The sequence below is a fragment of the Cryobacterium lyxosi genome, from assembly GCF_004403345.1.
Classification (GTDB): Bacteria; Actinomycetota; Actinomycetes; order Actinomycetales; family Microbacteriaceae; genus Cryobacterium; species Cryobacterium lyxosi.
In genome coordinates, this window is record NZ_SOGT01000012.1 from 103,141 (window position 1) to 115,222 (window position 12,082).

12 protein-coding genes and 1 pseudogene are annotated in these 12,082 nt (G+C 60.7%); 4 read left to right on the forward strand and 9 right to left on the reverse strand.

Going from position 1 to position 12,082, the window contains the following annotated elements; genetic code table 11:
• Nucleotides 1–155: 155 nt before the first annotated feature.
• Together E3T27_RS10300 and E3T27_RS10305 are read left to right on the forward strand one after the other, a co-directional pair.
• Nucleotides 156–905 carry an IclR family transcriptional regulator gene (locus E3T27_RS10300; RefSeq protein WP_198416522.1) on the forward strand — a complete coding sequence of 250 codons (750 nt, stop codon included), beginning with the start codon at nucleotides 156–158 and terminating at the stop codon, nucleotides 903–905.
• Nucleotides 902–1,051: a YccF domain-containing protein gene (locus E3T27_RS10305; protein ID WP_420898056.1), complete on the forward strand. Its 150-nt coding sequence runs from the start codon at nucleotides 902–904 to the stop codon at nucleotides 1,049–1,051. The genes E3T27_RS10300 and E3T27_RS10305 overlap by 4 nt, the downstream gene beginning before the upstream one ends.
• Before the next feature lie 136 nt (nucleotides 1,052–1,187).
• On the opposite strand, the gene E3T27_RS10310 is transcribed toward E3T27_RS10305, so the two are convergent.
• The 6 genes from E3T27_RS10310 to E3T27_RS10335 form a co-directional block, all read right to left on the reverse strand.
• Nucleotides 1,188–1,559 carry a PH domain-containing protein gene (locus tag E3T27_RS10310; protein WP_104198190.1) on the reverse strand — a complete coding sequence of 124 codons (372 nt, stop codon included), beginning with the start codon at nucleotides 1,557–1,559 and terminating at the stop codon, nucleotides 1,188–1,190.
• Nucleotides 1,560–1,755: 196 nt separating this feature from the next.
• A complete protein-coding gene (locus E3T27_RS10315) occupies nucleotides 1,756–2,043 on the reverse strand; it encodes a DUF3253 domain-containing protein (RefSeq protein ID WP_198416523.1) in 288 nt (95 codons plus the stop codon).
• 165 nt (nucleotides 2,044–2,208) lie between these two features.
• Nucleotides 2,209–2,544, reverse strand: coding sequence for a hypothetical protein (locus E3T27_RS10320; protein WP_134572581.1), 336 nt, complete (start codon nucleotides 2,542–2,544; stop codon nucleotides 2,209–2,211).
• Between the two features lie 166 nt (nucleotides 2,545–2,710).
• Nucleotides 2,711–3,037, reverse strand: coding sequence for a hypothetical protein (locus tag E3T27_RS10325; protein WP_134572583.1), 327 nt, complete (start codon nucleotides 3,035–3,037; stop codon nucleotides 2,711–2,713).
• A 3-nt stretch (nucleotides 3,038–3,040) separates the two neighbouring features.
• Nucleotides 3,041–3,298, reverse strand: a complete 258-nt coding sequence (locus E3T27_RS10330; RefSeq protein WP_104199701.1) for a type II toxin-antitoxin system RelE family toxin — start codon at nucleotides 3,296–3,298, stop codon at nucleotides 3,041–3,043.
• Nucleotides 3,295–3,543, reverse strand: coding sequence for a type II toxin-antitoxin system Phd/YefM family antitoxin (locus E3T27_RS10335; RefSeq protein ID WP_134572585.1), 249 nt, complete (start codon nucleotides 3,541–3,543; stop codon nucleotides 3,295–3,297). Before E3T27_RS10335 ends, E3T27_RS10330 begins: the two co-directional genes overlap by 4 nt.
• 307 nt (nucleotides 3,544–3,850) lie before the next feature.
• On the opposite strand from E3T27_RS10335, the gene E3T27_RS10340 reads away from it, so the two are divergent.
• Nucleotides 3,851–4,357: a hypothetical protein gene (locus E3T27_RS10340; RefSeq protein ID WP_134572586.1), complete on the forward strand. Its 507-nt coding sequence runs from the start codon at nucleotides 3,851–3,853 to the stop codon at nucleotides 4,355–4,357.
• Nucleotides 4,358–4,476: 119 nt separating this feature from the next.
• Here the strand turns inward: E3T27_RS10340 and E3T27_RS10345 are convergent.
• Nucleotides 4,477–5,509, reverse strand: a pseudogene (locus E3T27_RS10345) (NADPH:quinone reductase).
• Nucleotides 5,510–6,011: 502 nt separating this feature from the next.
• Between E3T27_RS10345 and E3T27_RS10350 the strand changes: the two are divergent.
• A complete protein-coding gene (locus tag E3T27_RS10350; protein WP_134572588.1) occupies nucleotides 6,012–7,082 on the forward strand; it encodes a DNA cytosine methyltransferase in 1,071 nt (356 codons plus the stop codon).
• Nucleotides 7,083–7,154: 72 nt separating this feature from the next.
• Here E3T27_RS10350 and drmB read toward each other — a convergent pair whose 3' ends face one another.
• A complete protein-coding gene (gene drmB, locus E3T27_RS10355; RefSeq protein ID WP_134572590.1) occupies nucleotides 7,155–8,960 on the reverse strand; it encodes a DUF1998 domain-containing protein in 1,806 nt (601 codons plus the stop codon).
• Nucleotides 8,957–12,082 (reverse strand): helicase-related protein, encoded by a 3,126-nt coding sequence (locus tag E3T27_RS10360; RefSeq protein WP_134572592.1) that lies wholly within the window; start codon nucleotides 12,080–12,082, stop codon nucleotides 8,957–8,959. The genes drmB and E3T27_RS10360 overlap by 4 nt, the downstream gene beginning before the upstream one ends.

Here is a 12,082-nt window from a genome sequence, read left to right on the forward strand (position 1 = left end):
TACAGGCCGGGTGTCGAGATTTTCACTCACATCGCGAGTGAACCACTCGCGATGTGGTTACATGAACCCTAGTGGCGCTTTGCACCCGAACGCAATGAATAATGATTCTGTGACAAACGGATGCTTCGCTCGCCCAGCGCAGACAAGGACACCTCGTGACTGAAACAGCTGGTAACCGCATTCTGGTGCTGGGTAAGATTCGCCAGATCATGGACTGCTTCACCGTGGAGGAACCCACCCTGTCGCTGAGCGCGATTCGCCAGCGCGCCGGACTGCCCGAAAGCACCACGCAGCGCCTCGTACAGAACCTGGTGTCGGAGGGCTTTCTCGACCGCGACGGCAGCGGCTACCGCATCGGACTGGGCGTGGCGCGCTGGGCTATCAATGCCACGCAGGGCCTCGACGTCATCCAGGCCTCTCGCCCGATGCTGCAGACCCTGCGTGAACAGACCCAGGAGTCGTCGGTGCTCTATGTGCGCTGGCGGCAGTACCGAACCGTGGTGGCCACGGCCCGCTCGCCGCGTGCCATTTCCCGTGTTCTCGAGGTAGGCACCGTCATGCCGCTGCACCTGGGTTCGGCCGGCAAGGTGTTTCTCGCCTTCGACGAATTTGCCCGACAGGAGCTGCTGACCGTTGCGCCGGAGGAGGCGCTGCCCGCCGAGCTGCTGGATCAGATTCGCACCCAGGGCTGGGCGTCATCGTTCGAGGAGCGCGAACCCGAGGTCGCCTCGGTGAGCTCCCCCGTATTCGACCACCATGGCAACGTGGTGGCCGTAGTGGGCATCGTGGCCCCGTTCTCGAGGCTCAACGAGGCGACCGCCGTTCCCGGGTATACGGAGCCGGTCGTGGAGGCCGCGGCGCGAATCTCGAGCGCGCTGGGGTTCGAGAAAATAGAACCATCATGAATACCCTCCTCAATATCATCTGGTTCGTGCTCTCAGGCTTCTGGCCTTTCGTCAGTTATATTGTGGCCGCCCTCATCATGTGCGTGCTCATCGTTACGATCTTTTGGGGGATCGCGGCGGCACGCATCGGCGTCTACGCGCTCTGACCGTTCGGCATCGCCAACTTCAAGTTGATCCCGGTCGCCCTCATGCTTCTCGGCAAGCAGACCGTCGACACGCCCTAGCGCTCAAAGGAGCGCGCTGATGTGTTCCGGAAAGCCGGCGCCGTCTGCGTCAGATTGTTCAATGCCCGTTCAGCACAACTTCCGCTATCAACTTGTCGAGCTTTCGAACATCGATCTTCTTGCCCACATTAATTTTGATGTGCCCCGCGCGCGTCCACAATTCGATTTCGGCATTGAAATCGAGTGTTCCAGCGTTTTCGGATGACCACATATTAATGCTGGAATACGGCAACGAATAAAGCTCAACTTTCTTACCAGTAATGCCCTGCGCATCCCTTACGATCAGGCGCTTAGTTGTGAAGACTGCGCTATCTCGAAATGTCTTGTATGCGGCAATAGGTTGCTCACCGGCCACGAGCATCGGGTGAATATCGGCAGGGATTTCTACTTCGGAGACAAACGTCCAGGAAGTGATTGCGGCTGTTTCCATTTTGACTTCTTTACTTTCGTTTGCGGCGCGAAATTCGCCCATTTGACTAAATGTAGCGGTCGCCCTGCTCCCGCCGACAAAGGGGACCCAGTTGAAGTTCAAGCATCAAACGAATGTACCCACCCTGATAGCACTCCGGTGTGTGTGGGCACCGTGATTTGATACCCAGATCTGGCTCCCTGCAAGTGGCCACCATTTATCGCGGCGTTCGCCACCGGATCGCACCCTTCGCAGTCGACGGATAGACCACGACTCCGCCCTGCGTGATCGGCAATTCGCCGCGGGCGACCATGCGGCGTGCAGCTCGGCGGGCCGGTTCCATCAGGTCGCGCCAATCCTCGCCGCCGATGGCTCGCGCCGCGTCAGAGGGGCAGATCGTGGAATCGTGCGCCCGCGTCTGGAGCAGCGTCACGATGGTCGCCTCGAGCTGCAGGTCGGTCGCATTGACGCCGCCTTCTGCTCCATTCGTTTCAGTGGAGCTCACAGAGCCGTTCGGCAAACTGGGCGTCAATATACGGGCGCACAACCTCGTCGTCGAGCAGTTGGCTGAATCCGACGGCAGCCTTGCGGGCCGCTTATTCGGTGCTGAATCCGGCGGCGATTCACCCTTAGATCTGCAGGCGTTTCGCGAGCGCGACAGTGAAACCGTTCAGTCAAGGCTCGCTCGGCGGGCCGCCGCATCGAACTCCGCGCTGCGCTGCCGAAGTTGCAGCGACTTGAGGGACGCGGCGAAGGCTCGTTCGAACGCGGCAGCGTCCTTCGAGCGGATGCCGTAGAGCCGACTCACCCACTCCCCCACCTCGAGCCGGATCTGACTCCAGAACAGGCCGCGGGTGACGACGACAGCCTCAACGTCCTCAACCGCGGTCACAATAGCGACGCCACCCAGGGTGACCGTGACGGAGTCGCCGTGGAGTGCGAGCTTCCAGTCGCCGGAGCTGGTGAGGGCCTTGCCCCAGGCGGATGGCTGCCAAGTCGGCGGCATGCTGGCTGTCCTCTCGCTAGCTCGGCGAGTTCGATCCGGTTGCAGGGCCCACGGCTGAATGGCCGTGCATTCCAACAATCGTCGTGAGTGCGCGAGGCGGGCTTCCGCCCGCACTTCGCACTCTAGTGAACACGTAGCCGGCCCGCGGCCCTCGGACAGGGCTGATTTAGGGAGGTTCTGGCGAATCAGAGTGCCACGGCTTCGTGGGTGGAGAGCTGCCGGTCGAGCAGGCAGCGGTCGAGCAGCGCGGTAGTCCTGCTGTTCGGCCGGTCCCGTAATTTCGGGCAGCCTCACGCTGATACGTTCCAGAAAAGCGGATGCCGTCTGCTCCGTCGCGAAATCCGGCAGCGCGTACCATGGACGCGCCGATGACGGCAGAATCGGCCAGCGGTAGGCGGTGGCGTACGCGTCGACGGAGGCTCGGGGCTCCGATGAGATCGATGTCGTAGGCGGCGTTGTGGGCCACGACAACGCGGCCGTCGGGCAGCACCACGCGCTACTCGTACACGTCCCGGCGATGGCCGACGGTGACCACGACCACCACAAGGATGTCGTTGCGGATGGTGTAGATAATCCGATAGTTGCCCACCCGCACCCGATAGCCGTCCCGTCCTTGCAACGCTCGAGCCCCGGGCGGGCGAGGGTCTTCGCCCAGCAGGGCGATGGCGCCTTGTACCCGACCGCGGTCCTGCGGATCAATGCGACGCAACGCTTTGACCGCTGCCGGGCGCAATTCGATCCGGTATTTGCTCACATCCAGCCGAGATCCGCTTTGACCTGCTCCCAGGGAATGTTGTCGCCCTCGTCGGCCATCGCCACATCAAACGCCGCAACATCCTCAGCATCCTCAAGCGCTTCTCGCATGCGTGCATACTGCTCGGGGCTCACCAGCACAGCAGCGACCTGTCCGCGACGCTCCAAGAAGACGGCCTCTGAGTGGGCCTGGGCAATCAACTCGGGTAGGCGCGCCCTGGCGTCGGTGACGCTTGACTTCGACATGCCTCAAATGTACATCAGCGTGATTGCGATGTACATGTGCAGTGTCGGTCTGCAGTTGACAGCCCTCGACCCGCAGCACCTTTCCGATCGCCCCGCTCTCACGGCCAGTGACCGCCGATGGCATTTTGTGGCTGGTCGATCACGGTAACGTGAGGCTGACGTTGTCCGGCGGCTTCAACCATCGTGCAGGCGCAAATGCGAAATGGTTGATTAAGGATATGAAATTGCCCGTGAGGTCAGCGCACGCCAGTGTCCGATTCCTGCAGGTAATAGCGTCGCAGAACACGACGAATGGGAGCACCGGCGCATGATCGTGTGGCAGACTTATCCGAAATCTGGCCCAACTCCCGTAGCCACGAGGCTCGCGATAGCAGTGTTCGAGGCTGAGTTCGTTTCAATTGATTCGGAGTCGACCAACCTGAAATCCGACCAAGTTCTCGCAATTCTGGCCGAGGGTCTTCGTGCTCTGAATTTTGTCGTCGAGGAGGGGAAGACTCACGCAAACCAGATCAAGCTTCCGGTTCTGTACGGGCAGAACGACGCCGTGCAGAAGAGCTTTGATGCAGATGCCTTCCATTCAGCCTCCGGCACGGTGCTTGAAGTTGAAGCAGGGCGCGGCTATGCGAACAATCAGTTCTTGAAGGATCTCTTTCAGGCCTGCATGATGCCTGACGCCCAACACCTCGTTATCGCCGTGCGCAATAACTACCGCGACTCAAGGGACTTTTTCAAAGTCGTCAATTGGTTCGACACGCTTTACACCTCAGGGCGGCTCACTCTTCCCCTCGCGACAGTCACGGTGATCGGCTACTGAGACTGACTGATGGTCCCGGCCAGTCGCCGCCATTGACAGTCTGAACGAGCAGAGCTCGCCCAGGAAGGTGTCGTTAACCCGAAATCAGCTTCCGGCCCCCGCTCAATCCCGCCCGGAGATCACCCCACCGAGACGTCAATCAGCACCTTTCCGACCGCACCGCTCTCGACCAAGGCGTGGGCATCCGCGGTGTGCGCGAGGTCGAAGCGGTGCAAGGGCAGCCCCGCCCCTCCCCAACTGCCAAAGCGCCGTCAATGAGAACAGCGTTGATGTCCTCGACCGCCGCCCGGATTACGTCGGCACCCACCGTGTACAGCAGCACGAACTGGTAGCGCACCGCACGTTGAGGCTGAAGTGCCGGCGCACGTCGAGCGTCATCTGGTCGCCGCCATTGTTGGCGAAGACCGCGATCGACCCGCGGTTGCGGATGACGGCCAGGTCGAGCGGCGCGTTCTGGGCGGGGGCGACCTCGACGATCTGGTCGACGCCGTTTGGAGCGATCGCCTGGATCTGGTCGACGATGTCCGGGTCGGTGTAGGTGAGCACGTGCTGCGCGCCGGCCGCAGTGGCGAGCACCGCCTTCGCCGGTCCGCTCACGGTCGTGACAACGGATGCTCCCGCCCACCGGGCCAGCTGGATCGCCGCGTGCACGACCGGGCCACCCCCGCCGGCCACGAGCACGACCTTCCCGGTCAGGGCGCCCGGCTGCAGCCGCGGTCCGTCTTCGGCCACCGTCAGCGCAGGGTACGCCGTGATCGCCGGCACGCCGAGGCTCACGCCCTGGTCGAAGCTCGCATTCGCCGGCAGCAAGAAGACGCGCTCCGCCGGAAGCACGGCGTGCTCCTGGGCCGAGCCGCTGTTCGCGCGCTGGTCCGCGGCCAGCGCCAGCCACACCCGGTCACCCACGCTGACGTGCTGCACGCCGGCGCCGACCGCTTCCACGATGCCGGCGCCGTCCTGGCCGGGCACGACGTCGTCGAACGCGAGCCCCTGGCCCGGTGCCGAGCCGCGGCGCGACTTCTAGTCGGTGGGGTTCACACCACTGACCACGATCCGCACCCGCACCTCGCCGGCTCCGGGTTCGGTCACTGGCCGATCGACGAGGTGGAGCACGGATGGGTCACCGGTCTGGCTGTAGACAATTGACTTCATGTCAGGGGTAACGCGGGCGGGGGTGGAATGTTTCCCGCGCTCGTCCTTCTCCGACGCCGGGGCGAGGCCCAGTTAATGAAACCGCCGCCGTAAGGCCGTCCCCCTGTAGGGTCCCGATAGCTTTCAGACAAGCGCTCGACCGGAGTCCGCAGGACAGAAACCGCACGACAAGAGCCAGTTGGCTTAGATCAGCCATTGGGGGCGTCGGCCGCCCAATTGTGATCCACGTGTTCCCACCCTTTCGTCCCTCAGCCTTGGAGGCAGAGCATCTCGTTAAGAGCACTTCTCTTGCATGTGCGGCGCGCCTCAGGCCGCTCCGCCAAAATGGCTGATGAAGGCGCCCCCGCGACGTTTTCGGTCACCGATGCTCCGCCGACTCGGCGAGCACCCAACAAAGCCAAAGCCCACGTGTCCAGTGACAGCGGCGTCGTAGGGGGCTCGTTGCCTAACTGACGTGACGGGCGGCAGCTCGCCTCACAGGGACCGCTAAGATCAAACAAGAATGAGTGCACGCGAGATCAAAGTCTTAGACCTATTTGCCGGGGCGGGCGGGCTGACGGCCGGCTTCCACTCCGCGTCTTCACGCTTCACGACCGTTCGAGCAGTTGAAATGGATCGCGCAGCAGCAGCTTCATACGAGGCAACGTTTGGTAAGGGCATCGTCTACCCCGGTTCGATTCAGGATTGGCTCGCGCAAGAGACGGTTCCGGAGGTCGACGTCATCATCGGAGGACCGCCCTGTCAAGGGTTCTCCACCCTGGGCAAGCAGGACATCGAAGACTCGCGTAATTCCCTTTGGGAGCAATACGCGGAAACAATTATTCGCGCGAAGCCAAAGTACTTCGTGGTCGAAAACGTTGCGGCTTTTCGAAAATCCCATCAGTACCAGGACTTTGTGGATGCGACGAAAAAGGGCGGCCTTCTCGAGAAGTACACGTTTGAGGATGACGTGCTCAACGCAGCCGACTTCGGAGCCTTTCAAGCCCGGAAACGGGCGGTGCTCATTGGTTACCGAAACGACGTTGAGCCTTCCGGCCTCCCCGAGGCAACGCACACCGCCAATCACAAAACGGTTCGTGAGGCTTTTGAGGGCATCGCCCTCAGCGCGCCGATCTTCGACCTACCTCACAGCCGAAGGGTGCTCTTCGACGGTGAGACGTTTAACGGGGCTTTCATCGCGAGCGAGCTCCACTTTGGGCGAAATTACAGGCAGCTCTCTCTCGACCGATTCGATGCCATACCGCCAGGGGGAAACAGGTTCAATCTCCCTGATGATCTCAAGTCGCCGTGCTGGAGAAGACACACGACCGGTTCGGGTGACGTGATGGGACGGTTGCATTGGGATAAGCCGTCGGTGACCATCCGGACGGAGTTTTTCAAGCCTGAGAAGGGTCGGTATCTGCACCCCACGGCCAGACGTGCCATCACGCACTACGAGGCAGCCATCCTTCAAGGCTTCCCACCACAGCATAAATTCGTTGGGTCGAAGTCAGCGATCGCGCGACAAATTGGCAATGCTGTCCCTATCCCCCTGGGCGCTGCGATTGCGCGCTCCCTGGAGGCGCGCCTCTAAGACGCGCCTCCGCGGACGAAACCGCTTGTTGTGGCTCCGAGTACGAGTCGCCCTCGACGCCAGGCCAACAAGCTAGCTGGCCAATCGCCCGGCGGCCAGGACTGAATCGAAGAATCCCATTCCGTCTGACCCCACGACCAGGCTGCGGTCCAGGAACAGGTTCGAGGACTCGCATGATGTCTCAGGGGCAAGGGCACACCCGTGGCAAGCAGCCAGGTTAAGAGCGTTCATGCCCTGCCCTTTGCTCTCACGACAAACCGGATCATTTGAGCACCAATCGCTATCCTCAATCGCGGCCAACAGCATGCGGGCTAGTCGGGGCGGTTCCCCCTGACGCACAAGACCTCCCAACGTACCTTCGCTGTCACCCGATGCCGTGTAGATAAGAATTCCCGCTTGGCGATCGGCGCCCTCGACACTTGAATAGACCCTCTCCCGCAATGCTGCCGACGCGTAGCCGCTGTTGAAAGCGAGTCGTCGCATGACGAGGTGCGCCAGTGTGTGAAGCATGACCGACCTCGGCGTGACTTCACTGTGCCGAGATGCAATCTGTGAATCCAGCCGCCGTCGCTCGAGCACAGCCGTGCGTTCCCGCACTGACAGCGCAGATTCCCACGCCGAAACTGCAGCCTCGGACAGGGAAAAGAAGATACCTTCTCCAAACGATTCGATCGCTGGATACCACTGCTCCGTCCCCTTGGGTGCGAAGCTGACCGGTATGACGCTCGAGTCGGGCGAATACCGGCGGAATCCGGTCATTGCCCGAACTTCCCTCAGACGTCGCACAAGCACGACTGAGGAAATGAGATCTCCGAGCCTGTGGAGCACTGGGGCGTCCGAGTGACGCACGAATCCGGTTGCCTCAGTTATGAAGTTGGGGCTGGCCGCGAAGCGCTCCTTCGAGGGCGTCTGGAATGCTGCCCATTCACCGTCGAGAAGACCCGACCTGGCAGTGGCAAGGCTCCCGTCCGTAATCGCATCATTGGAGAGTGCAACCGCCTGGACCGTTTCCGGTGGCACGCTGAGTTCTTTTGCGATCAGTTCTCGCAAGTACTCGGAGATTGGGCCGTCAGGGTCAGAGCTGAGGGCCCCGAACGAACCGTGGTTTCGGATACTTTCGGCGTGCACAAGGCTCAGAGGTTTGGCTTCCGGGATGTCTATCGCCGAGATCACATCCGCCATATGAACGTTCGTTGCCCCTCGCTGCACGACCTGGACGGTCGCGTCACAATCAACAGCTTCAAGCTTTGATTGCCAAGGCTGCTTACCGCTGCACTTGACGCCATCACCTTTCAACGCACCCTTGGCTGACAACTCTCCAAAGTTGCGTCGAACACCGCAGGACTTGCATTCGACGCTTAGCCCCGAAAGCCCTTCGTTGCCGTTTTCGGACGTACAGAAGAATAAGTTTTCGCCATCTGCGCACTTCTGCTGGGATAGAACAGTCGCTGCTCGGTGGGCCCACCATCTCCAGGAAATATCCTGAACATGGCTACCCTTCTCACACAATGCAATAAAGCGCATCGGAACCCGAGGGCCAGCACATTTCACGCATCGAGGAGCTTTCCCTGTCTCCTCGCTCGAGTTCAGTTGACGGAGCGACCGGCAGTTCTGACAGAACAGCCATGAGGGGAAGCGCTGAAAGGTAAGCCCGGGCGTCTTCTTGGAGGGGTACGACGGCACGCTGGGAGGCGATTTGAGGGTCCTGCCACGAAGCTCTCGCTCAAGACGATCACAGGACAAACGAGGTGAATTCTTGGGCCACCAGCTAATGTCCGTCGCCATCAGAGAGTCGCCAGCGATATCAACAATTGCACCGACTCCAAACGGAGCAATTGTCTCGCTAAGCCGCAAAGTCCTCAACCCGTCCTGCGTCATGCGGGAGCCTTCTCGCCGCGCACAATTACCCGCACCGCCCGATCAACGGACCGCATCGAGTTCATGACGGGCCATGCCACTCCCACGTCACCAAAGTTCTTGAGCAAGGATGTCCCTTTCTTAGCTTCGTACTGGAGCGTTTCTCCTTCAGCGGCCGCGTCCGCCACCCTCATCGTCCAGTGGGAGATGAGGTCGTCGAGTTGATCGAATGCGCTGTCGGCTTCATCCGGATCAACCCGCTTGATCACGGTCTTCAGCGCTGTGATCGCATGGCGCACTTGCACGCTGGACGCATCAAAATCGCCACACGCACTATTGGCACGAAGTCCAGCACCGTGCCGAACCAGCAACACTAGGGCGGCCGCCATGGCGCGATGCCGAGACTGAATCGACCAGGGCGTTACGCTCGTTGGCTCGACGTAGCGATAGAGCGCCTCGTGGTAACCGCGGAAGGTCTCGTAGTGGGATCGATCCCGTGGCTTCGTCGCGCGGAAAAGGGTGACCACGACCCCAGGGACGTCAGGCCCTCGTCCAACCCGGCTCGTTGCTTGGATGTACTCGGAGGTCGTTTTGGGTTGGCCGTTCATCAGCATGACGCCCAGCCGACTAACGTCAATCCCAACCGAGAGCATGTTCGTCGTGGCAGCAACATCGACGGCGTCGCCGGAACCGTATCTGCGTTCGAGCCGCGCAAGAATCTTCGGAAGTTGATCTGCCTGAACATGGCTTGTGAGTTCCTCTACGCCGTCCCCGCGAATACTGCGGACTTTCGCGCCGCCAATTCCGCGAGTGCGGAGCAGGCTCTCGACGTCGTCTCGTGCGATGGTCACCGTCCGACCGAGCTCGCGAAGGCTGTTGTGATACGCCACGACGGTCCAGTACGCGTCTAGGTCCTCGTCAGTTGCATCTAGGAGCGAGAGAGGCGCCTCCAAGAGCCCGGTCAGACTACGAACAACCGATGATGACTGGGTAAACGCTTGGGGCATCAGGCCGATGTACAGTCGCCCGGGGGCTTCTCGATCGACCCTCGCGAAGTAACTGTCGTCAGCCGAAAGACCGCTCGCCGGATACAACTCGACCTCAGCGGCGAAGAGGCCCTTGACCTGTTCCGACGCCGCTCGGATCGTCGCTGTTGAGGCAACGATTTTTGGGCGCGATCCACCCCAACTCAGTACACTCTGGATCGCTGCCTCGTAGACGGCAACAGTCGTCCCCAGCGGCCCCGACAGAAGGTGCAACTCATCCTGAATAATGAGCGACGGGGCATCAAACGGTGACGAGCCCCGTCCAAGCAGTGAACCTGCCGCTTCAGAAATTGGTAGGCGTGCGAACTTATCGACGGTCCCCATCAGCATGGTCGGAGGCGTTAGATACATCTGTTCATCCACGACGTCGATCGGCAAGCGGGTCGCAAAAGCACAATCTTTGTGCGGGCAGTACAGATAGAAGTCGTTCTTAGTTGCGTTCGCTCCGTAAGCGCTCCTATCATCGACGCGCGTTTCGGGAATGATGTTGGTTCCACACCAGGGGCAAGCCTCCAGTTGGAAGGGATTCTCGGGTTTGAGAGCCTTGTAGGTCTCATCCAGCCTACTCACAGCATCGATTAGCTTGTTTGGGGTGGTTGCGTCACCGAGCCACAAGCCGATGGTGAAGGCCGGCAACCTCTGAAGGTCCTTGTCTTTCTCCCGCAGGAGCTGGAGCGCACAGATGAGGGTCGCCGCGCGTTGAAACTGCTGGGTGGTGAGGAGCCGCAGTGTGTATCTCGTAATCACGGCCGTGCCACCGCCATCGACTCCTCGAGTTAGCCGGCGCCGAACCATTTCGAATGCAGCGAGCGCCAGGTACGCTTCGGTCTTGCCGCCACCAGTAGGGAACCAAATCAGGTCCACCACCGAACGATCTGCATGACTCTCATAGGCGGTCGATTCCAAGGAAACGAGCAGGAACCCCAATTGGAAGGGGAACCATTCCGGTTCCTTCAGGTTTATGGACCGAGCGACGAGTGGGTTACTTCGCTTGCCCGGGTTCCTCCGAGCGTGACCAGATTGCAGCATCTGTTCCCGCATTGCGATCATTGCCAGCCGGAAGGATTTCAAGACAATTGGATCGTCTGTCAACACCGTGATGCTGCCCCGCATACGAAGAACTGCCCGACGCATTCGTTCGATGATGCGCACGGCTGCCTCTGCGTGTTCGCTCGGCAGGCCACGCGCTTCGTTCTCCCGCTCATCGACCCAGCTCTCGTAGTCGGATACGAAGTCGTTGAGGTGATCAGCCAGCACCTCAGGGGAAACGGACGCATCGCTAAGAAAGGACAGTCGCAGTGTCTCTCGTTCGCCGGCGCCAGCCACCGCGGCAATTGCGGGCACTGTCACGGTGGGGAGGAAATCGATTGCGACCGATCGCACACGTCCATCGTGGGCTTCCCAAGATGAGGAGGTTCCATGGCCCACGGCATATACGCGGGCATCTCGATAACGGAGGGCGAGTTCACACTCCTCGGGTTCCATATTGACCGAAGCCGTGGTGCGATAGGGCAAGACTTCGCCGCCGATCGGCACGCACGACAGCTGGGTCTGGAAGACGCAATCCTGAGTTGCAATCTTGTCCTCGGGGTCGCTGCGTTCGATGAGATTCTCAATTGCGACTGTCACCATCCATTGGTCGAGAACGCGTCTCCACCTGGAAGTGACACGCACGCGAGCGCCTGGAACCTCCGGGACGTAGAACGTTTTGGCGGGACTCAGAAAAAACGCCGGCAAGAGGACCGGCGACCGACGCCAGCTTGATCCCGGCCCATCATTGTCTTCCTTGGCATACGTCGCGAACGCAGTCTTGCACTCGAGGGAATCTCCGTTATGAATGAACGACAAGGCGGCAGAGGACGGATGCCAGTCATTGGCCGACTCAATTGCTTCGTCCCCGTCTTCGCTACCAACGTCACCGTCATTCACATCTACGTCCGGATCACTTGCAGCCCGCCCCCGGGGAAAGAGTGTGCCGACGAGGTACGTCTTGTCGGGCCTGCTAGCAAGTAGCTCGTCATCCCCGCCTGATGGACCGAGGTATTGAGACCTCAGATAATCGACATACTGCTGTCTGCGCTTTGTCTTGGCATCCAC